Origin of the sequence: Bradyrhizobium sp. 149, assembly GCF_023073915.1 — a bacterium.
Classification (GTDB): Bacteria; Pseudomonadota; Alphaproteobacteria; order Rhizobiales; family Xanthobacteraceae; genus Bradyrhizobium.
The window spans coordinates 156,736-176,699 of the sequence record NZ_JADPKK010000005.1 but is presented as its reverse complement, the minus strand read 5'-3'; the positions used below and the strand labels follow the sequence as shown (position 1 = coordinate 176,699).

The window sequence follows — 19,964 nt, the reverse complement described above, 5'->3', positions numbered from 1 at the left end:
GGCTACTCCCTCATTGTCGTCCCGGCGAAGGCAGTGAGTGATGCCCTAGTATCGCCCAACCACTCCCCTCACCCCGCCTTGCCCAGATGCTCCAGCGCGTCCTCCGCTCGTAGCGGCACCCGCGACGCCTCGTTGTTGAGCTCGACGAGCTGCGCCAGGAGTCCCAACAGCGCCTTGCGGTCCGCCGGCTTGAGCGGCTCGAGCATCCGTGCTTGGGCGCGTTCGACGGCGGGGATGATGTCGCGCAGGATCGCCGCACCCGACTTGGTCAAATAGAGCAGCTTGATCCGCTTGTCTTCCAGCGCCGGCCTGCGCTCGACAAAATCCTTGGCCTGAAGCCGCTCGATCACGCTGCCGAGCGTGGAGCGGTCGAAGGCGATCACCGCGGACAGCCGCGTCGCGTCAATGCCGGGATGGGTGTGGATCGCGATCAGCGCCGCGTATTGCACCGGCGTGAGGTCGAACGTCTTGCACTCCTCCATGAAGATCGAGACTGCGATCTGCTGCATGCGCCGGAACAAATAGCCCGGCGCGGCATAGACCGCGTCTATCGTGATCGGAGGCGGCTTACTCGGCATCGGGCTGCTTCTCCGGCGCGGCGTCGACGAACGCCGGCAACGCCTTGGCCGCAGCTTCCGCCTTAAGCAGGCGCGGATAGGCGGAGACGTCGACGCCGAAGCGGCGCGCATTGGCGAGCTGCGGCACGAGGCAAAGATCTGCGAGCGTCGGCACTTCACCGAAGCAGAACGGGCCCGGCTCGTTTCTGATCAGCGTCTCGCAGGCCGCGAGCCCCTCGCGGTTGACCCAGGCTGCCCAGTCCTGAACCTTCTCCTCGGCAAGGCCGAGCTCGCGCAGCCGCGCCAGCACCTTCAAATTCTGCACGGGGTGAGTGTCGCAAGCGATCGCCAGCGCAAACGCCCTCACCTTGGCGCGCTGCAAAATATCCTCGGGCAGCAGCGGCGGGCTCGGATGAGTTTCGTCGAGCCATTCGATGATGGCGACCGATTGGGTCAGCACCGCGCCCGCATCGTTCTCCAGCGCGGGCACCAGGCCCTGCGGATTGATGGCGAGATAAGCGGGCGCGCATTGCTCGCCCTTGCGAAGGTGATGCGGCAGGTGCTCGGCACCGAGGCCCTTGAGGTTCAGCGCAATCCGCACCCGGTAGGCGGCGCTGGAGCGGAAATAGCCGTGCAGCTTCATCGGACCCCCCCTGTTTCCCGTCATTCCGGAGCTCGCGAAGCGAGAGCCCGGAATCTCGAGATTCCGGGTTCGGCTCCTCGAGCCGCCCCGGAATGACTGCCTTGTAACGCGTTCGATCACGTTGACGCTACCTAGATCGTCAGTATACTGTCAATCAACAAAGCGAGCGGGAGCCGCACCATGGAAGCCGTGACCAAGACGCCGGAGCGCGAGGCGTTCTATAAAAAGATCGACGGCGAGAATCTCACCGCGCTCTGGACCGTCATGAACGACTTGATCACGCCGGAGCCGAAGAGCGCCTGCCGGCCGCATCTGTGGAAGTTCGACGTCATCCGCGACTACATGACCGAAGCCGGCAAGCTGATCACGGCGAAGGAAGCCGAGCGGCGCGTGCTGGTGCTGGAAAATCCCGGTCTGCGCGGCCAATCGAAAATCACCACGTCGCTTTATGCCGGCGTGCAGATGGTGGTGCCCGGCGACGTTGCGCCCGCCCACCGGCACAGCCAGTCGGCATTGCGCTTCGTGCTCGAAGGCAAGGGCGCCCACACCGCGGTCGACGGCGAGCGCACCGCGATGGAGCAAGGCGACTTCATCATCACGCCGTCGATGACCTGGCACGATCATTCCAACGAGACCGATCAGCCGATGTTCTGGCTCGACGGTCTCGACATTCCGCTGGTGCAGTTCTTCGACTGCTCCTTTGCGGAAGGCTCGAATGAGGACCAGCAGAAGATCACAAGGCCGGCCGGCGACAGCTTTGCCCGCTACGGGCACAATTTGCTGCCAATCGACGTGAAGCGGAGCTCGAAGACCTCGCCGATCTTCAGCTATCCCTATGCCTACACACGCGAAGCACTGGAGAAGGCTCGCGCCAGCCAGGAGTGGGACGCCTGTCACGGATTGAAGCTGAAGTTCAGCAACCCCGAGACCGGCGACTTCGCGATGCCGACCATCGGCACCTTCATCCAGCTGCTGCCGAAGGGTTTCAAGACCGCGCGCTATCGCGCGACGGACGCAACGGTGTTCTGTCCGATCGAAGGCCATGGCCGCACCCGTATCGGCGATGCGACCTTCGAATGGGGACCCCGCGATCTGTTCGTGGTGCCGAGCTGGCAATGGGTCACGCACGAAGCTGACATGGATGCGGTGCTGTTCAGCTTCTCGGATCGACCCGTGCAGCAGAAGCTCGACCTGTTTCGCGAGGATCGCGGGAACGCGTGAGTTAAGCTGTTAGCCGCATTGTCATTGCGAGCGCAGCGAAGCAATCCAGAATCTTTCCGCGGCGACGGTCTGGATTGCTTCGCTGCGCTCGCAATGACGGAGTAAGCGTCATCGCCAGTGCAGCAGCCGTATCTCCAGCCAGTTGATCACCCTGCCCACCATCAACCCGAACACCGACAAGATCACCACGCCCGCGAGCAGCTGATCTGTCTGCATCAAATTGCCGGCCTGCAACACGAACGCGCCGATGCCGTACTGTGCGCCGATCATCTCGGCGCTGACGACGAGCAGCAGCGCCACCGACGACGTAATCCGGAAGCCGGCGAGGATCGCGGGGCAGCCACATGCGATCATGCATTCACGCCTTCGGCTCATCGCCAACGCATTTCTGCTGAAAGCGCAGCTTCTTGGATTGCGCGACAGAACGTACACGTATAGGATGTCTTTATTTTCGTGCGCACCTCTTATGAGAGGGGAGCAACCATGCTCGATTTTCTTAAGAATATCTTTTCCAAGGAAGTACTCGGTTCAAAGAGCGTGGCACTAGCGTTCGTTGCCTTGGTTATTGCCGGGCTTATCGCAGCCGCGGAGTTCGTCCTTTTCTCTTTCAGCACCGGGCAAACGGGGAGTGCTGGAAGTACATTTGAATTTGCGCACTTCTCCCGAACCTTTCAGCTCATCGTGGCTGCGACGCTAATATTTGGCTTCGTCCTGATATGGTTCTTGTTGTACGTTCAATATAATCGCGAAGCTGAAGACATTTACTCGCAGTTACGGGAGAAGCTCGTTGGAACTTGGCAAGTTACTTACGAACTCGCGCCCGGCCAGAATGCGCAAGGCCCTTGGGACCCCGCGCCGGTAATAATCTGCAAAATCGCGATCAATCCATCGACGAAGAAACTCGAGATACTATTCGATTTAGATAAGCATCCAGTCTTCACCGGCAGGACTCAGGTCATCCAGACGATTTCACTCGGTCACGTCTCCGAGAACAAATATTCTATGTCCTATTACTACAAGGAAAAGCAGGATCTTACTGCTGCCATTTCGCTTCATATACTGCCCGAAAATGAGCAGTCCTCACACACCGATTTGGACGTCGAAATTTTTGCAGCACTTTCGTTTGAGGACCTCTCCACAACACCGGAGGTAAAGCTAATAAGCGGCCAGTGGTTTGACTTGAACGGCAACCTCATTCGCCTGTTCTCGCTCATCTCTGAGCTAAGGCAGCATGAGGACGATGATCGAATATTCCGCAAGAAACTTTCGGACGCTACGATTAGTCGCGACAATTTCGCCTCGCTGATGGGCGACATCACGTTTTCCCGCTAGGAGGGGGCAGGCGCGTTCCCGCCAGCCTCACCGCCAGTGCAGCAGCCGTATCTCCAGCCAGTTGATCACGCGACCTACCATCAACCCGAACACCGACAAGATCACCACGCCCGCGAGCAGCTGATCCGTCTGCATCAAATTGCCCGCCTGCAACACGAACGCGCCGATGCCGTACTGTGCGCCGATCATCTCGGCGCTGACGACGAGCAGCAGCGCCACCGACGACGTAATGCGGAAGCCGGCGAGGATTGCAGGCAGCGCGCCCGGCCAGACCACCTTGCGCACGATGGTCGCGAACGGCACGTTGAAGCTCTGCGCCATGCGGATGAGGTTGCGCGGCACTGCGTCGACGCCGCTATAGACCGAGATTGCAGTCGAGAAGAACACCCCGAGCGCAATGGTCGCGATCTTCGGCTCTTCACCGATGCCGAGCCAGAGGATCAACAGCGGCAGTAGCGCGATCTTCGGGATCGGGAACAGCGCCGAGATGAAGGTGATGCCGACGCTGCGCGCCAGACGCGACAGGCCGATGGCAAAGCCAACCGCGACACCGGCGGCCGTGCCGAGCAGCCAGCCGACACCGATGCGCAAGAGTGAAGCGGAAAGGTGCTGCCACAGCGCGCCCGAGATCGCGAGCTGATAGATGGCACGCGCGATCGCCGACGGCGGCGGCAGGAACAGCGGATTGACGAGGCCGGTGCTGCCGGCGGCCTGCCAGATCGCGATGACCAGCGCGAGCGCGATCCAGCCGCCGAAGCGGCTGCTCGCCGGCACGAAGCCGGCGCCGCGAAAGCGGACGCGCCGGGTCGCGGTATCCTTGGCCGTCTCAGTCGCCGCGCGATCAAGCATGCTGGACCTCGCGCTCGGCATCGATCGCCTCGTTGCGGATCAGCGACCAGATCTGGCTCTGAAGCGCGAGCAGCTTTTCACGCGCAGCGATCTCGCCGCGCTCGGTGCGCGTCATCGGCACCGTCACGACCTCGCGAATGCGGCCGGGACGCCGCGACAACACCACGATGCGGTCGGCAAGCCGCGCCGCCTCTTCGAGATTGTGGGTGACATAGACCGCGCCCATGCCGCCGTCGGCGAGCAGCCGGACGAAATCTTCCATCAGCAGTTCACGGGTCTGCGAGTCCAGCGCCGACAATGGCTCGTCCATGAGCAGGATGGCGGGACGGGCCGCGAGCGCGCGCGAAATGCCGACGCGCTGGCGCATGCCGCCGGAAAGCTGCTTTGGATAGGTTTTGCGAAAATCGGTCAGGCCGGTACGGCGCAAGGCGTCGTCGACCAGCGCGCGGCGCTGCACGGCCGAGAGTTGGGTGTGCAGCAGCGGGAATTCGACGTTCTCCTCGACATTGGCCCAGGGCAGCAGCGCGAAATCCTGGAACACGAAAGTCAGCGGGTTGAGGCTGTCCGGCGGCGGCGACCCGCGCAGCTCGGGCGCGCCGGAGGTCGGCAGCAACAGCCCGCCCAGGATCGACAGCAGCGTGCTCTTGCCGCAGCCCGAGGGCCCCACGATCGCCACCACCTCGCCCGCGCTGACGGTGAAGGAGACGTCGTCGAGCACGGCCAGATCGCCGAAGCGATGGGTGATGTGGTTGGCGATCAGGTCCATGAGCGTTCTACTCTCAATCCGCCTTCACATAATCCTTTGCGATGATCGCATGCGCGTCAAAACCCTTGTCGGCAAAGCCCTGCTCCTGCAGCCATTTGATCTGGTTGTCGACGTTCTTGACATCGAGCCTGCCGTCGGGATCGATATAGGCGCAGTTGCCGACCACCTGCTCGACCGGGAGATTCGTATATTTGGCGATGATTTCCAGCAGCGGCCTTGTCTGGTCGTTGATCGGCGCGACGCCGTCCTTCATCGCGGCAAGGATGACGTCGTGATATTCGCGATCGGCCCTTGCCAAAGCGCCGAGCAGCTTCGTCACCAGCAGCTTGTTCGTCAGCGTCTTCGGTGAAGCGAACACTGCGCCCAATTGCCAGGGCGTCTCGTCGCCGACCCAGCCGAGAAACTTCGCGCCGCCGTCGTCCATCAGCTTCCGCGCGGTGGAGATCGGCAGCAGCGCTGCATCCACGGTTTCGCCCTTCAACGCGGCCGCCGCATTCGACAGCGATTGCAGCGGCACGATCTTCACGTCGGCGAGCTTGAAGCCGTATTTGTCGGCAAGCAGGCCGAGCGAATAGTGAAAGGAGGAGCCAACCTGCGTCATCGCCACGCGCTTGCCCGCGAGGTCCTTCGGCGTCTTCAGCCCGGCGGCATAGGCGTTGTTGCTGGCGAAATAGCCGATCAGGGGATAGCCGGCCTTCTCGCGGCTCATGCCGCCGATCACCTTCAGCACGCCCTTGCCGGCAAGATTGTAGAGACCGGCGGTGAAGGCGGTGACGCCGAAATCGATGTCGCCCGAGGTGGTGGCCACCGCGATCGGTTGGGCCGCGTCGAAGAATTTCAGCTCGACGTCGAGGCCCGCCTCGCGGAAATAGCCCTTGTCCTGCGCGATGAAGACCGGCGCGGAGGACGACAGCCTGAGCACGCCGACCTTGGCCTTCAGCGCGTCCTCGGCTTGCGCCGTGCCCAAGGCCGTGATCGCCATCAGGCCAGCTAGCGCGAACCGCGCAATCCCGATCATGCCGTTTCCTCCAGTGGTTCTCTTCGTCGTTGTCTTGGACGTACTCTCGGTCGTACTCTTGCAGCCCGTCAGAGCCCTTCGGGCACGGGCTGGTCCCGTCCGATGAAGGCGCCCTGTTGTTTCAACGTTTCCTGCAGGTTTTCAACCGGGATGTCACGCGGGATCCGGTTGCCCGCGAGCGCCAGCGCGGCGGCGGAACCGGCGGCCTCCCCCATCACGAAACAGGCACCGGAGACCCGAGCCGCCGACTGGCCCTCATGGGTCATCGAGGCGCAGCGGCCGGCGACCAGCAGATTGTCGACGCCTTCGGGCACCAGCATGCGGTAAGGCAGCTCGTTATAGCCGCGCGATTCCGGGATCGGCGGGAAGGTGAAGACGACGTCGCCGGGAACATGGGCCTCGATCGGCCAGCCATTAACCCCGATGGAATCCTCGAACGAGGCGCAGCCGAGCACGTCCTCGCCGCTGAGCTGATAGCCGCCCGTGATGCGGCGGGTTTCGCGGATGCCGAGCTGCGGCGGCAAATCGACGATGTAGGATTTTTCAAAGCCCGGCACGGTGCGCAGGAATTCGAACGCGGCGAGCGCCTGCTTGCGGCCCTCGATCTCGCCGCGGGTGAGATCATCAGGCTCGATGCCGTTGATGGCATGGCCGTCCTCGCGCGCCACTTGCGTGAAGTTCACCCGCCATTCGATGCCGGATTTCTGTGGCCGCACGATCGCGCTCTTGCGCGGGAATGTGTGGGTGCCGGCGGCAGTGGCCTTCTCCATCAATTGCGGGATGGTCCGCCAGGCCTCGCCCGCCTGCTCGGGATCGATGCCGTTGAGACGGAGCATCATCGAGGGATACATCGGATGGCCGTGCTCGTCGCCGAATTCGAAGGGCGCGCCGGCCCAGACCGCGAGATCGCCGTCGCCGGAGCAATCGATGAAAATCTCCGATCGCACCGCCTGCCGGCCGGCCTTGGTCTCGACCATCAGCGCGTCGATGCGGCGGTCGTCGCCCATCACCACACCGGCACCAAGCGCGTGGAAGAGGATGTGCACCTTGTGGCTGGCGAGGAGTTGGTCGGCCGCGATCTTGTAGGCGGCGGTGTCGTAAGCCTGGGCGAAGACCTTGCCGAGGATCAGATGCGGCGCGTTGAGGCCGTTCAAATGGTCAATCCGCGCCAGCAGCTCGGACGCCATGCCCTGCGCCAGCCGATGGGCCTGGCCGTAGACATTGCCATGCAGGCCGCAGAAATTGGTGACACCCGCGGCGGTGCCCATGCCGCCAAGGAAGCCGTAGCGCTCGATCAGCAGCGTCTTTCGGCCCGCGCGCGCCGCGGACGCAGCCGCCACGATGCCGGCCGGACCGCCGCCGAGCACGACCACTTCATACTCGCCATAGAGCGGCACATGGCGCGCCGGTTCTTCGATCGTCATGGCCTGCATGGCGCGTCCTGTCCCTGAAATCCTTTGCTTGGGCCCGACTATGAATTAACGCGGACTGAGCTACAATCCTCCAAAACAGGCGATCAGCTTTCTCGAAACGCGAAAGGTCGAGATGGACATCCTGGTGAACTTGCAGGCGTTCCTTGCGACCGCCGACGCCGCCGGCTTCTCCGCGGCTGCGCGAAAACTCGGCGTCTCGACTTCGGTGGTGGCCAAGCGCGTCACGCAACTGGAGGCGCGCATCGGCGCGCCGCTGTTTCACCGCTCGACCCGGCAATTGCGGCTGACGGAAGCCGGCCAGCGCTACGTGCATCGCGCCCGCGGCGTCGTCACCGACGCCACGGACCTGCTCTCGCGCATGGGCGAGAAGGGTCATGATCTCGTCGATCACCTCCGCATCAAGGCGCCGACCTCGCTGACGGTGGCGCGGCTTGCGGATATCTTCAGCGCGTTCCAGACGCAGAATCCGCGGCTCAAGCTCGAGGTCGTGCTGATCGACCGCCCGGTCGATCCGGTGACTGAAGGCTTTGACATCGCCATCGGCGCCTTCCCGCATTCCTTCGGCGGCGTGGTCGACGAGCCCTTGTGCGCACTGAAGCGGCTGCTGTGCGCTTCACCGGCCTATCTGAAGAAACACGGAACGCCAAAGCATCCGCGCGATCTCGTCGAGCATAGCTGCCTCAGCTTCCTGCCGACCGGCCCGGAATGGGTCTTCGACGGACCGCGCGGACGCATCAGCATCCAGGTCAGTCCTCTGCTCTCCTCCAACGAAGGATACGTGCTGGCGCGTAGCGCAATCGCCGGCAACGGCATCGCGTTGATGTCGCATTATCTCGTCGCGGACGCTTTACGCGACGGCACGCTCAAGCCGGTGCTGCGCGACTTTCCGATTCCGGAATTGTGGGTGAAGGCCGCGATCCCCGAGCGGCGACGCAATGCGGCCGCGGTGCAGGCGCTGCTCACACTGCTGAAAACGTCGCTCGCGACGTCGCTGTAGGCCCTGTCGCGTCATTGTCGCCGCAAGATCGCAGTTGCTCTGGCGAGGCGGACCTGAGAGAAGGGCCGCCATGGATTCGATAGTCGTGAAATTCACTCTGCCCGTCTTGATCACCCTCGCAATTTTGGCGAGTCCCGCCGCAGCCGTGGAGCAGAACTGCCGCTTCATCCAGGCCAAGGCCGATCGCGAGGCCTGCTACAAGCGCCAGGAGGACGAGCTGGCCGCGAAGCGCAAGCCCGCCGCGCCTGCCGGCGAGAGCAGGACGCTCGAATCGGTGCGCCAGATGCGGCAGGACGACGATGCCGTCTATCGCAGCATCAATAACATCTGCCGCGGTTGCTGACGCTCAGCCCTTTACGCCGCCCCAATTCCCCGCCCGCTTCTCCGCGAACGACGCCAGCCCTTCCGCGGCTTCCGCGCTCTGGCGCTTGAGCGAATGCAGGTGCACGAGCCGCTTGTAAGCCGCATCGTCCACCGCCATGCCGCCGAACGAGCTCTCCAGCGCGAGGCGCTTGGTCTCGGCCATCGCCTCCGGTCCGTTGGCAAGCAACTGCTCGACCACCTTGGCGCCGGCCGCGTCGAGATCGGCGAGCGGCACCACCTCATGAACGAGGCCGATGCGTCGGGCGTCCTCGGCGCCGAAACGTTCACCTGTCAACGCGTAGCGGCGGACTTGCCGTACACCAATGGCATCGCAGAGCTGCGGGATGATGATGGCCGCCGTCAGGCCCCAGCGCACCTCGGTGATCGAGAACAGGGCGTTATCCGCTGCGATCACGACGTCGCAGGCTGCGATCACGCCGGTGCCGCCGCCGAAGCAGCCGCCCTGCACCAGCGCGACCGTCGGGATCGGCAGCGTGTTGAGCCTCTGCACAGCCTCGAACGTCGCACGCGACGCCGCCTCGTTCGCATCACTCGATTGCGGCCGCACGCCGTTGATCCATTTGAGGTCGGCACCGGCCTGGAAATGCTTGCCATTGCCCCGGAGCACCACGATGCGAAGGTTGGGCTTTCCGCCGAGATCGTCCATGGCCGCAAGCACGCCTGCGATCAATGCGCCGTCATAGGCGTTGTTGACCTCGGGCCGGTTCAACGTGACCGTCGCAACCCCGCGCGCATCCAGGGTCCACAGGACGGGGCTGTCAGTCATCGGCGATCCCTCCGGTCGTTTGTTTGCCCTGCACTATGACCGAGGCCGCTCGTTCCGATCCATATCTTTCCGGCGTAGGGCGGCCGCGTCCATCGCATGGCGGCTTGTGTCATGCTGCTGCCGGGCGGCATTCAAGGGACCAGGGACGGGACATCACACCATGCGCATCTGCATTTTCGGCGCGGGCGCCGTCGGCAGCCATATCGCGGTCAGGCTGGCCCGCGCCGGCCATGAGGTTTCGTGCGTGATGCGCGGCGCCCATCTGGAGGCGGCCCGCGCCAATGGCCTCAAGCTGCGCGTCGGCGATTCCGAGGTCTCCGCCAAGGTGAACGCGTCGGGCGATCCGGCCCAGCTCGGGCCCCAGGACGTCGTGATCTCGACGCTCAAGGCCACCGCGCTGCAGGGGCTGGTCGTCAGCATCAAGCCGTTGCTTCAGGACGACACCGCGATCGTTTTTGCGCAGAACGGCATTCCCTGGTGGTACGGGATCGGCCTGCCGCCGCGGCACCCCACCCCGCCCGACATTTCCTTCCTCGACCCGGGCGGGCGCCTGCGCGCCTGCATTCCGAAAGAGCGGATCGTCGGCGGCGTGGTCTTCTCCTCCAACGAGGTGACCGCGCCCGGCGTGGTGCACAACCTGACGCCGGACCGCAACCGTCTGCTGATCGGCGAATGCGACGACCGCAATTGCGAGCGCATCACAAGGCTCCGCGGCGTCTTCAACGACGCACGGCTGGAATCGCCGCCGGTGGCCGATATCCGCGAGGCGATCTGGTCAAAGCTGCTGACCAACATGTCGCTCTCGGTGCTGTGCCTGCTCACCGGCCAGACCGCGCGCGGCGTGCGCGACGATCCTGCGTTCGCCGAGGTCATCCCGCGGATGCTGAACGAGGCCAACGAGATCGCCCAGCACTTCATTCCCGAGGTCAAGCGCGTATCACGCAGCGGCCCCGCCCCCAACCACAAGCCGTCGCTGCTGCAGGATTATGAACTCGGCCGCGCCATGGAGATCGACGTGCTGGTGAAGGCGCCGCAGGCCTTCGCGCGCACCGCCGGCCTGTCGACGCCGACCCTCGACCTGATCGCCGCGCTCGCAATCCAGAAGGCGCGCGACAAGGGGCTTTACTCGGCGTGAATTTCAGACGAGTTCGTCGATCCAGACCACCAGCGTATCGAGTACCTCTGCAAGCGTCTCATCGTTGGTGCGGCCGGACTTTTTCAACACCGCGAAGGAGTGATCGCCGCCTTCGACCGCATGCAGCGTCGCCTTCGGACCAAGCTCCGCGATGACAGGCTTGAGATGGCCGAGATCGGCGAGCTTGTCGCGCGTGCCTTGCAGGAACAGCATGGGAGTTGCGATGCCGGCGAGATGTTCCGCGCGTTCAATCGATGGCTTGCCGTCGGCATGCAGGGGAAAGCCGAGGAAGGCGAGCCCTTTGACATCAGGCAGCGGCGTCTTGGAATGCGCCTGCGACGTCATGCGCCCGCCGAAGGATTTTCCACCCGCGACGAGCATCAATCCGGGGCACAGCCGCGCCGCCTGCTCGACCGCCGCGCGGATGGCGGCGTGCGCGACCGCGGGCTGGTCGGGACGCCCCTGCTTCTTCTCCATGTAGAGGAAATTGAAACGGAACGTCGCGATGCCGCGGTCCGCAAGGCCGGCGGCGACTTTCTCCATGAAGGAATGCCGCATATCGGCGCCCGCGCCATGGGCCAGCACGTAACAGGCGCGCGCATGGTCCGGCTGCGTCAGGATCGCGGAGACAGCGCCGATGCGTTCGATATCGAGCTTGAGCTCTTGGGTTTTGGTCGCTTGGGTTTTGACGGCTTGGGTTTTGGCGGTCACAATCAGACATCCCGACAGACGCTGGTACAGTCGCCTTGGTAGGCTCACCGGTGCAACCTGAAAACACAATAATTGCCGCCGCCGACTAACCTACCAAGCCGGACAGCCGCATTGACCGAGGTGACCATGTCCTACCGATCCTCCTGGATGACCGAAGAGCTCGAAATCTTCCGCGACCAGTTCCGGAAATATCTTGCCAAGGACTTGGCCCCGCATGCCGAGAAATGGCGCGAGCAGAAGATGGTCGACCGCTTTGCCTGGCGCGGGCTCGGCGAGATGGGCGCGCTGCTGGCAAGCGTGCCGGAGGAATATGGCGGCTTGGGTGCCACCTTCGCCTATGATGCCGCCGTGCTCGACGACCTCGAAAGCACGGTGCCGGAGCTGACGACCGGCGTCTCCGTGCACAGCGCCATCGTCGCGCACTACATCCTCAATTACGGCTCGGAGGAGCAGAAGAAGCGCTGGCTGCCGAAGATGGCCTCGGGCGAGATGGTCGGCGCCATCGCCATGACCGAGCCCGGCACCGGGTCGGATCTCCAGGCCGTCAAGACCACCGCCAGGAAACAGGGCAATTCCTACGTCATCAACGGACAGAAGACGTTCATTACCAACGGCCAGGCCGCCGATCTTGTCATCGTGGTTGCGCGCACCGGCGATGTCGGCGCCAAGGGCATCTCGCTGATCGTGGTCGAAACATCGGGCACGGATGGATACAAGCGCGGGCGCAACCTCGACAAAATCGGCTTGCATGCCTCCGACACGTCCGAGCTGTTCTTCGACAACGTCACGGTGCCACCGGAGAACCTGCTCGGCGGCGAGGAAGGCCAGGGCTTTGTGCAGCTGATGCAGCAACTGCCGCAGGAGCGCCTCGCGCTCGCGGTCGGCGCCGTCGCCGCGATGGAGCGCGCGATAAAGCTCACCGTCGATTACACCAAGGAGCGGAAAGCCTTCGGCAAGCCGCTGATGGACTTCCAGAACACCGCCTTCAAGCTCGCCGAGCGCAAGACCGAAGCGATGATCGCGCGCGTCTTCGTCGACTGGTGCATCGAGCGGCTCGTCGCAAAGGATCTCGACACCGTCACGGCATCGATGGCGAAATACTGGTGCTCGGAGAAGCAAGTCGAGACCGCCGACGAATGCCTGCAGCTGTTCGGCGGCTACGGCTACATGCAGGAATATCCGATCTCGCGCATCTTCATCGATTCCCGCATCCAGAAGATCTATGGCGGCACGAACGAGATCATGAAGCTGCTGATCGCCAGGTCGTTGTGATCAGGCGTTACTTCATCCGCTTGTCGGCGGCGATGAAGTCGATGAAGGTCCTCACCTTCGCGGAGAGGTATTTGCGGCTCGGATAGACCGCGAACAGCTTTGCCTCGAAGATGACCTGCCCGGGCATGAGGTGTTCGAGACCTCCGCCGGCGATATCCTCGGCGACCAGCCATTTCGGTAGGAAGGCGAGACCCATACCTGCCAGCGCGGCCATCTGCAGCAGCCTTTCGTTGGCGCTGCGCAGCACCGGATCGAGCTTGACGGTCTCGGTGCCGTGCTCGCCCTGGAAGGAGAAGCTCTCGCCGGGATAAAGCGCGTAGTGCAGCAAAGCCTGGCCGGAGAGATCGGCGAAGGTCGCCGGGCGGCCCGTACGTTTGATATAGGCAGGAGCGGCAACGAGGTAGAACGGGACATTGGTGATGGGCCGCGCGATCAGCGCCTCGTCGGGCGCGCCGGTCGCGCGAAGTGCGAGATCGAAGCCCTCCTCGACCAGATTGACCATCCGTCCGCTGAGATCGACGTCGAGGCGCACCTCCGGATAGCGCGCCTGGTAGTCCGCTAGCACGCTCGCGAAGATCGGGTTCGCCATCCACACCGGCGCGGTCAGCCGCAGCGTGCCGCGCGGAGCGACAGTCGCATTGCTGACGGCGGCCTCGACCTCGTCGAGCGAATCCAGCATCTGCCTGGCCTGCTCGAAATAGAGCGTGCCGCTTTCGCTCAGGCTGACGCGCCGGCTGGTCCGGTTGAGCAGCCGCGTTCCCAGCCGCTTCTCCAGCTGCATCACGTGCTTGCTCGCCATGGCGGGGGAGATGCGCAGGCGCTGGGCTGCGGCCGCGAAGCTCTTCAGCTCGGCGACCAGGCAAAACACCCTCATACTGACCAGAGTATCCATCAGATCATCAACATTGGGGAAATGAATCCATCCCAGAACCCATATTGATCAAATAACTGGAAATTATCAAATGGTGACGACCCTCACATCCCAGGAGAACCACCATGTCCGCCACGATCTTTGAGACCGCCCCTCCCGGCCGCGCCCTTCGCATCGGGCTCTGGGCCGCCCAGGTCCTTCTCGCCTTCGTCTTCGTCTCGGCCGGCCTGGTCAAGCTGCTCACGCCAATTCCCCAGCTCGCGGCGATGATGCCATTTGCGGGCGAGTATTCCGAAACGTTCGTTCGCTCCGTCGCCTTGGTCGATCTCGCCGGCGGCATCGGCATTCTGCTGCCGGCTCTGACGCGGATCCTGCCGCGACTGACGGTGCTGGCCGCGCTGGGCTGTAGTGTGCTGCAGGCCTTTGCATTCGTCTTCCATGTTTCGCGTGGCGAAGCCGCGACGACACCGCTCAATATCGTCCTGCTCGCGCTCAGCCTGTTCGTGCTGTGGGGTCGCGGCCGCAAGGCGCCGATTGCGCCCCGTCAGTTCTGAGCAGCTGGTCGCCGCAGCATGATCCCAGCCAACGGATGGTCCCGCAGGGGCCTGCTCGCAGCCGCGTCGATCTTCACGGCCGGCGGCACCGCCGCGGCCAAGGAGGACCGTCTCACTGAGAGCGTCGTGATCCTGATCGACAGCAACGAGCCCTATGTCATGGGTCATGCGATTAGCTACTCGGCCAACCTCTCCAAGCATTTTGCCGAGAGGGGGGCGAGATTGCTGATCGAGGTCGTCGCCAACGGCAAGGGCATCGACGTCTTCCGGGCGGACAAGACTCCGCTGGTCGAGCCGCTCGCGACGTTGCGGCAGTCGCTGCCCAACCTCGCCTACAGCGTGTGCGCGTCGTCAAAATCGATCGCGGAAGCCAAGGAGCAGATCTCCATTCCGCTGATACCGGGCGCGAGCCTCGTCCCGTTCGGGATCGGACGCGTCGTCGATCTGCAACTCAAGGGCTGGGCCTATATCCATGCGTGAGAGACCTCGTGTGCCCGGCGCTGCGATGTCCAGACGATCGCTCCTGATGGCCGCGCCCGCACTCATTGCCTCCCTGCACGCAAGCCGTGCGCAAGGCGGCGACCCGTCCTGGCCGGTGTTCGAGGCCGGCCGCAACCAGTTCACGGTCGTGCGGCCTCGTGCGCCGATGGCTCCGCTCCGGCTTCACGATCTCAATGGCAGCGACATCGTTGCGACGGCAAAGCCGGGACGCATCACGCTCGTCAATTTCTGGGCGACGTGGTGCGCGGCCTGCCGGCTCGATCTCCCCGCGCTCGCAAGCCTCGCGGGATCGCAGCCGGACCGGCTCGACGTTCTCGCGATCTGCACCGATACGAAGGATCTGCGAAAGATCCGCGCATTCCTCGGCCGCCTGGCCGTGCAAAACCTCGCCTGCTACGTCGATGCGTACGGCGCAATCGCGGAACCATCGGCCGGGAATTTCAGGCTTGTCGGCATGCCCGTCACCTATCTGGTGGGAACGGGCGGGCGCGTCGAGGGCTACATCACGGGTGCGCCCGACTGGCTCTCGCCGGCAGGCGGTCGCCTGCTGCAATTCTATCGCGAGCAGGGCTAGCACTGGTCAGTTCGGATGCCACCAGCGGCCGCCGATGACGACGCCTTCGGAGACGATCTTGCGATCGCCGATCAGGTGCTCGCCGACGACGTCCTCATAGTCGAACTGGCCTTCCTTGACCGAGATCAGCGTGGCGTCGCCGACGCTGCCCGGCTTGAGGCTGCCGAGCTCGGGGCGCCGCAGCGCCATCGCGGCATTGACCGTCGAGGTTGCGATGACGTCCGACAGCGGCATGCCCATGCACAGGAATTTCGACAGGGTCGTCACCTGGTCGAAGGCTGGGCCGTCGATGCAGAGCTGATGGATGTCGGACGAGATGGTGTCCGGATAGAAGCCGTTGGCGAGCATGGCGCGCGCGGTCTTGAATGCGAACGAACCCTTGCCGTGGCCGATGTCGAACAGCACGCCGCGCTCGCGGGCGTCGAGCACGGCCCGCTTCACCGTGCCCTGCGCGGTCGCGGGCGTGTTCGGGAACGGCCGGAACGCATGGGTAAGCACGTCGCCGGGGCGCAGGCGCGCCAGCACCTCCTCGTAGCTCGGCGGCGGATGGTCGATATGCGCCATCAGGGGCATGCCGACCTCGTTCGCAACCTCGAGCGCGATATCGAGCGGCACGACGCCCGACGTGCCCGAGGAGTGCAGCCCCACGCGCACCTTGATGCCGACGATGAGGTCGCGGTTGGCATCGGCCACCTTGGCCGCCTCGATCGGATTCATCAGCCGCAGCTCCTCGCTCTCGCCGACCATGATCCGGTGCGAGAAGCCGAAAATGCCAGCATGCGAGATGTGCAGATAAGCGAGAATGCGGACTTGGCTCGGCTCGATCACGTGCTTGCGGAAGCCCGCGAAATTGCCGGGCCCCGCGCTGCCGGTGTCGACCGCGGTGGTGACGCCGGAGAGTCGGCAGAATTCCTCCGCATCGATGCCAAGCGAAGTGCCGCCCCAATAGACGTGGGTGTGGAGATCGATCAGGCCAGGGGTGACGATGAGCTGCGAAACGTCGCGCACATCCGTGCCCGGATCCGCCTTGAGCCCGCCGCCGATCGCAGCGACCTTGCCGCCGGCAAAGGCGACATCGATCACGGCATCGAGCTTCTGGGACGGGTCGACCACACGGCCGCCGCGCAGGATCAAGTCGAAAGGCATTGTCGTCTCCGGATGGGATAGTGGGGAGTGGCCGGCATGTCGGCGAGCCCAGGAAGGAAGTCTTTCGCTTCTAGCAATTTTTGCGCCGACAAGCGCGGCAAACAGCGACGCTTGCCCATCACAAAATCGACGACCTCGGACTTGCTCTTTCGGCTTCCGACTTCACGTGCGAAGCGGAAACATCCGCGGCCTATTGAAAAGACGGCGAGAGCGCATCCGGCAAACATGGAGGCGTCGGCAGTTCTCGGGCCAATGAGTGTCCGGCAAAGGCTGAGACGTGGCCGACATCACGTAGCTGGAGAAAAACAATGAAACGACTGAAATTGCTTGGCGTGATCGCACTTTGCGCAGCCTTGGCGCCGGGAGCGACTGCCTCTGCGCGCGGTGGTGGACATGGCGGCGGTGGTGGACATTTCGGAGGTGGCGGCGGATTTCACGGCGGTGGGCACTTCGGAGGCGGCGGAGGCTTCCACGGCGGCGTTGGTCATTTCCGGGCCGCCGGCGGCTTCCATGGCGGTCGATTTCATCATGCCGGGTTCGGGCATCGCTACCGCCACGCATGGGCTTACGGCGGGGGTCTTGGCCTTGGCGGTGCCTTCGCATTGGGCGGCTATTCGGGCTTGCCTTACTATGGCGACGACGGACTCTACGGCGATTACGACGACTCTGCTGATGGCTGGTCCTATTGCGAACAAAAATATCGCTCTTACGACCCGGCTTCGGGAACGTATCTCGGCTACGATGGCAAGCGGCACCCCTGCCCATAGCTCGATGCCTGACATCTTCGAGCCGTGCTCGCCGGCACTTTGGGAATCCCTGAGATCGCTGACGACGCACGGCCCGAATTGCCGGCGCGTTGCTGTTGCCAGTCTCCCAAAGCAATATGGTTGTGACCAATGTCCTTGGGAGGCTGCTGATCAATCAGCTCATGATACGTGGCGTTGCGAAACCACCGCGCTCGCCCCTGGCGGCATAAAGCTAAGTCATCGAAAAGCTGGCGATCCCGGGAAGACTCGAACTTCCGACCTACGGTTTAGGAAACCGTCGCTCTATCCGGCTGAGCTACGGGACCGCGGAACCCGCAGAGCGGGTTACCGGAGCTTCATATCAAAGCAGCGGCGGGACCGGAAGCCCTCCGCCCTGCTCATTGCGGAGGGCTGTTGACCTCCTCACGCCCTGATATTGTTGTCCTTCACCACCTTGCCCCAAATGGCGACCTGCTTGTCGAAGAAGGTCTTGAACGCAGGACCGTCCTCGAGCAGCAGCGTCATCTGCTGCGTCTCCTTGAGCTGCGCAGCGGTCGCGGGCTCGCTCAGGATCTCCTTGGACGCCGTCGCGAGGCCTGCGACGATGTCCGGCGGCGTACCCGTGGGCGCGAAGATGCCCCACCATGCCAGCGTCTCGAAATCCGGAAAGCCCGCCTCGATCGCGGTCGGCGTATCCGGCAGGCCCGGCAGCCGCTCGCGGCCGAGTTGCAGGATCGGACGCAGCATGTTGGTGCCGAGCTGGGCTGCCACCAGCGCCGCCGATCCCGCGATCAGGTCGACATGGCCGCCGAGCACGTCGTTCATCGCGGGGCCGCCGCCGCGATAGGGCACGTGCATGATCTCGACGCCGGCCTTGTTGCCGAGCACGGTCATGGCGAGATGGCCGAGCGTGCCGATGCCGACGGAGGCATATTTCACCGCGCCGGGCGTCGCCTTGCAGGCCGCCACCACGTCGGCAAAGCTCTTGTAGGGACGGCCCGCACCGGCCGCGATCACGTAGGGCGCGGTGCCGACCAGCAACACCGGCATCAGCTCGCGCTCGACATCAACGGGCGGCTTGTCGAGGATGGAAGGGATCACCGCGTGAGAATCGAAGGTGACCAGGAACGTGGAGCCGTCAGGCGGACTCTTGGCGACCTGCGCCGCGCCGAGCGCGCCGGCGGCGCCCGACTTGTTCTCGACAATGACGATGCGGTTGAGCTTGGTTTGCAGATGGCTCTGGAGCAGCCGCGCCATCGCATCGGTCGATCCGCCGGGCGGAAACGGCACCACCAGCGTGATTTTTGAGGCCTGTGCGCTTGCCGGTGCCATCGCGAGGATGGCGGGCGCGGCCAGCAGCGCCCGTCGTGTGATCGTCATATTGTCCTCCCTGTTTTGCCTTCGCGCTTTGCTTTTTTGCTTGTGAGCGCTTTAAGTCGTCCCGAAACCGGACCCCGCTTTTCTGTATTCTGGCCGCGGTGGACTAAAAATGTCCAGCACGCGGGCGCCGTCGGGGCCGGCGCGCATGGTATGCGGCACATTACCGGGCGTGCGCCAGAAATCGCCCTTCTTCACGGGAATCTCTTCGTCGCCCTGGACGCGGATCGCGGAGCCGTCGAGCAGCACGCCCCATTGCTCCTCGGGATGATGGTGCAGCGTACCCTGCGCATGCGGCGCCAGCGTCACCACCGACAGCATCGCCTGCTCGCCGGAGAAGATGCGCGTGGTCACCCCTGCCGCGAGCTCGCGAAACAGCCCGTCGCCGGTATCGTCGAGATTGTGGAATTCCTCTTTCTGGCTCACGCCATCCTCCCCTTCTTTTTTCTCTGATCAGGATTTTCCATACGAGCCCTGATAGCGGCCTTCGCGGATCGCCTTCAGCGTCTCCTCCTCGCGCGCGACCTGGGCCCGCACGGCTTCCAGCAGCGCCGCGGCACCGGCGGCGGGAAACGCCACCACGCCGTCCTCGTCGCCGACCACGATGTCGCCGGGCGAGATCACGCTGCCGCCGATCGAAACAGGCAAATTGATCTCGCCGGGGCCGTTCTTGTAGGGCCCGCAGTGGATCACCGCGCGGGCGTAGCAGGGAAAGTCGTCGGCCGCGAACGCCGCAACGTCGCGGATCGCGCCGTCGATCACATAGCCTTCGGCTTTGCGCCACTGCGCGATGTTCTTCATGATCTCACCGACCAGCGCCCGCGTCTCGTCGCCGCCGCCATCGACCACGATGACGTCGCCCGGACCGACCAGTTCGAGCGCGCGGTGGATGGCGAGATTGTCGCCGGGCCGGGTGCGGACCGTGAAGGCCGTGCCCACCAGCTTGCCGCCGCGATGATAGGGCTTTAGCCCGACGGCACCCGGCAGCCGCGCGAGATTGTCCGAGATGACCGAGGTCGGCGCACCGCGAAAACCCTCGATGATCTCGGCCGGCGGCTTCGGCACAGAGTTCGCAGCGATGGTGATGGTCATGATCGTCAGTCCTTCCCGT

At 64.0% G+C, this 19,964-nt stretch carries 24 protein-coding genes, 1 tRNA gene and 1 pseudogene; 10 read left to right on the top strand and 16 right to left on the bottom strand.

All coding sequences use genetic code 11. From position 1 onward, the window contains the following. Nucleotides 1-68: 68 nt before the first annotated feature. The gene (locus IVA88_RS02085) at nucleotides 69-578 is read right to left on the bottom strand and encodes a MarR family transcriptional regulator (protein WP_247495647.1); all 510 of its coding nucleotides are present in this window, start codon (nucleotides 576-578) and stop codon (nucleotides 69-71) included. Continuing rightward, nucleotides 568-1,200, bottom strand: coding sequence for a maleylacetoacetate isomerase (maiA, locus tag IVA88_RS02080; protein WP_247495646.1), 633 nt, complete (start codon nucleotides 1,198-1,200; stop codon nucleotides 568-570). Before maiA ends, IVA88_RS02085 begins: the two co-directional genes overlap by 11 nt. A 180-nt stretch (nucleotides 1,201-1,380) precedes the next feature. Between maiA and gtdA the strand changes: the two genes are divergently transcribed. After that, on the top strand, nucleotides 1,381-2,421 hold the full coding sequence (gtdA, locus tag IVA88_RS02075) for a gentisate 1,2-dioxygenase (protein WP_247495645.1): 1,041 nt from the start codon (nucleotides 1,381-1,383) through the stop codon (nucleotides 2,419-2,421). A gap of 108 nt (nucleotides 2,422-2,529) precedes the next feature. Here the strand turns inward: gtdA and IVA88_RS02070 are convergent. Further along, a pseudogene (locus tag IVA88_RS02070) lies at nucleotides 2,530-2,757 on the bottom strand (ABC transporter permease subunit); the annotation flags it as partial. A 147-nt stretch (nucleotides 2,758-2,904) separates the two neighbouring features. On the opposite strand from IVA88_RS02070, the gene IVA88_RS02065 reads away from it, so the two are divergent. Continuing rightward, a complete protein-coding gene (locus IVA88_RS02065; protein WP_247495644.1) occupies nucleotides 2,905-3,753 on the top strand; it encodes a hypothetical protein in 849 nt (282 codons plus the stop codon). A 27-nt stretch (nucleotides 3,754-3,780) separates the two neighbouring features. Here the strand turns inward: IVA88_RS02065 and IVA88_RS02060 are convergent, their stop codons facing one another. The 4 genes from IVA88_RS02060 to IVA88_RS02045 form a co-directional block, all read right to left on the bottom strand. After that, on the bottom strand, nucleotides 3,781-4,602 hold the full coding sequence (locus tag IVA88_RS02060) for an ABC transporter permease (RefSeq protein ID WP_247495643.1): 822 nt from the start codon (nucleotides 4,600-4,602) through the stop codon (nucleotides 3,781-3,783). Then, nucleotides 4,595-5,368: an ABC transporter ATP-binding protein gene (locus IVA88_RS02055; protein WP_247495642.1), complete on the bottom strand. Its 774-nt coding sequence runs from the start codon at nucleotides 5,366-5,368 to the stop codon at nucleotides 4,595-4,597. The genes IVA88_RS02060 and IVA88_RS02055 overlap by 8 nt, the downstream gene beginning before the upstream one ends. Before the next feature lie 13 nt (nucleotides 5,369-5,381). Then, on the bottom strand, nucleotides 5,382-6,386 hold the full coding sequence (locus tag IVA88_RS02050; RefSeq protein WP_247495641.1) for an ABC transporter substrate-binding protein: 1,005 nt from the start codon (nucleotides 6,384-6,386) through the stop codon (nucleotides 5,382-5,384). A gap of 68 nt (nucleotides 6,387-6,454) precedes the next feature. Then, nucleotides 6,455-7,819 carry an FAD-dependent oxidoreductase gene (locus IVA88_RS02045; RefSeq protein WP_247495640.1) on the bottom strand — a complete coding sequence of 455 codons (1,365 nt, stop codon included), beginning with the start codon at nucleotides 7,817-7,819 and terminating at the stop codon, nucleotides 6,455-6,457. Between the two features lie 112 nt (nucleotides 7,820-7,931). Between IVA88_RS02045 and IVA88_RS02040 the strand changes: the two genes are divergently transcribed. Further along, on the top strand, nucleotides 7,932-8,816 hold the full coding sequence (locus tag IVA88_RS02040; RefSeq protein WP_247495639.1) for a LysR family transcriptional regulator: 885 nt from the start codon (nucleotides 7,932-7,934) through the stop codon (nucleotides 8,814-8,816). A 70-nt stretch (nucleotides 8,817-8,886) separates the two neighbouring features. Continuing rightward, a complete protein-coding gene (locus tag IVA88_RS02035; protein ID WP_247495638.1) occupies nucleotides 8,887-9,159 on the top strand; it encodes a hypothetical protein in 273 nt (90 codons plus the stop codon). A 3-nt stretch (nucleotides 9,160-9,162) separates the two neighbouring features. On the opposite strand, the gene IVA88_RS02030 is transcribed toward IVA88_RS02035, so the two are convergent. Continuing rightward, nucleotides 9,163-9,966, bottom strand: coding sequence for an enoyl-CoA hydratase-related protein (locus tag IVA88_RS02030; RefSeq protein ID WP_247495637.1), 804 nt, complete (start codon nucleotides 9,964-9,966; stop codon nucleotides 9,163-9,165). A 160-nt stretch (nucleotides 9,967-10,126) separates the two neighbouring features. Between IVA88_RS02030 and IVA88_RS02025 the strand changes: the two genes are divergently transcribed. Further along, on the top strand, nucleotides 10,127-11,101 hold the full coding sequence (locus tag IVA88_RS02025; RefSeq protein WP_247495636.1) for a ketopantoate reductase family protein: 975 nt from the start codon (nucleotides 10,127-10,129) through the stop codon (nucleotides 11,099-11,101). A 3-nt stretch (nucleotides 11,102-11,104) separates the two neighbouring features. Here the strand turns inward: IVA88_RS02025 and IVA88_RS02020 are convergent, their stop codons facing one another. Continuing rightward, nucleotides 11,105-11,812 (bottom strand): alpha/beta family hydrolase, encoded by a 708-nt coding sequence (locus IVA88_RS02020; protein ID WP_247495635.1) that lies wholly within the window; start codon nucleotides 11,810-11,812, stop codon nucleotides 11,105-11,107. A gap of 126 nt (nucleotides 11,813-11,938) precedes the next feature. Here IVA88_RS02020 and IVA88_RS02015 point away from each other — a divergent pair, with 126 nt between their 5' ends. After that, nucleotides 11,939-13,084, top strand: a complete 1,146-nt coding sequence (locus tag IVA88_RS02015) for an acyl-CoA dehydrogenase family protein (RefSeq protein WP_247495634.1) — start codon at nucleotides 11,939-11,941, stop codon at nucleotides 13,082-13,084. A gap of 7 nt (nucleotides 13,085-13,091) precedes the next feature. Here IVA88_RS02015 and IVA88_RS02010 read toward each other — a convergent pair whose 3' ends face one another. Continuing rightward, nucleotides 13,092-13,976: a LysR family transcriptional regulator gene (locus IVA88_RS02010; protein ID WP_247495633.1), complete on the bottom strand. Its 885-nt coding sequence runs from the start codon at nucleotides 13,974-13,976 to the stop codon at nucleotides 13,092-13,094. A gap of 104 nt (nucleotides 13,977-14,080) precedes the next feature. Here IVA88_RS02010 and IVA88_RS02005 point away from each other — a divergent pair, with 104 nt between their 5' ends. Genes IVA88_RS02005 through IVA88_RS01995 form a run of 3 tightly spaced genes read left to right on the top strand, consistent with a single transcriptional unit; the run spans nucleotide 14,081 to nucleotide 15,584 of the window. Then, nucleotides 14,081-14,509 (top strand): DoxX family protein, encoded by a 429-nt coding sequence (locus tag IVA88_RS02005; protein ID WP_247495632.1) that lies wholly within the window; start codon nucleotides 14,081-14,083, stop codon nucleotides 14,507-14,509. A gap of 18 nt (nucleotides 14,510-14,527) precedes the next feature. After that, nucleotides 14,528-14,989 (top strand): DsrE family protein, encoded by a 462-nt coding sequence (locus IVA88_RS02000; protein ID WP_247495631.1) that lies wholly within the window; start codon nucleotides 14,528-14,530, stop codon nucleotides 14,987-14,989. Between the two features lie 25 nt (nucleotides 14,990-15,014). Beyond that, the gene (locus IVA88_RS01995) at nucleotides 15,015-15,584 is read left to right on the top strand and encodes a TlpA disulfide reductase family protein (RefSeq protein ID WP_346657549.1); all 570 of its coding nucleotides are present in this window, start codon (nucleotides 15,015-15,017) and stop codon (nucleotides 15,582-15,584) included. Nucleotides 15,585-15,590: 6 nt separating this feature from the next. Here the strand turns inward: IVA88_RS01995 and IVA88_RS01990 are convergent, their stop codons facing one another. Next, on the bottom strand, nucleotides 15,591-16,730 hold the full coding sequence (locus IVA88_RS01990) for an amidohydrolase/deacetylase family metallohydrolase (protein ID WP_247495629.1): 1,140 nt from the start codon (nucleotides 16,728-16,730) through the stop codon (nucleotides 15,591-15,593). Between the two features lie 287 nt (nucleotides 16,731-17,017). Further along, on the bottom strand, nucleotides 17,018-17,275 hold the full coding sequence (locus IVA88_RS32540; RefSeq protein WP_346657554.1) for a hypothetical protein: 258 nt from the start codon (nucleotides 17,273-17,275) through the stop codon (nucleotides 17,018-17,020). 57 nt (nucleotides 17,276-17,332) lie between these two features. On the opposite strand from IVA88_RS32540, the gene IVA88_RS32535 reads away from it, so the two are divergent. Beyond that, nucleotides 17,333-17,497 (top strand): BA14K family protein, encoded by a 165-nt coding sequence (locus IVA88_RS32535; RefSeq protein WP_346657553.1) that lies wholly within the window; start codon nucleotides 17,333-17,335, stop codon nucleotides 17,495-17,497. 228 nt (nucleotides 17,498-17,725) lie between these two features. Here IVA88_RS32535 and IVA88_RS01980 read toward each other — a convergent pair. The 4 genes from IVA88_RS01980 to IVA88_RS01965 form a co-directional block, all read right to left on the bottom strand. Further along, nucleotides 17,726-17,802: transfer RNA gene (locus IVA88_RS01980), tRNA-Arg, on the bottom strand. 97 nt (nucleotides 17,803-17,899) lie between these two features. After that, nucleotides 17,900-18,856, bottom strand: coding sequence for a tripartite tricarboxylate transporter substrate-binding protein (locus tag IVA88_RS01975; protein ID WP_247495627.1), 957 nt, complete (start codon nucleotides 18,854-18,856; stop codon nucleotides 17,900-17,902). A 51-nt stretch (nucleotides 18,857-18,907) separates the two neighbouring features. Beyond that, a complete protein-coding gene (locus tag IVA88_RS01970) occupies nucleotides 18,908-19,279 on the bottom strand; it encodes a cupin domain-containing protein (RefSeq protein WP_247495626.1) in 372 nt (123 codons plus the stop codon). Between the two features lie 27 nt (nucleotides 19,280-19,306). Then, a complete protein-coding gene (locus IVA88_RS01965; RefSeq protein WP_247495625.1) occupies nucleotides 19,307-19,945 on the bottom strand; it encodes an RraA family protein in 639 nt (212 codons plus the stop codon). Between the last annotated feature and the right edge of the window lie 19 nt (nucleotides 19,946-19,964).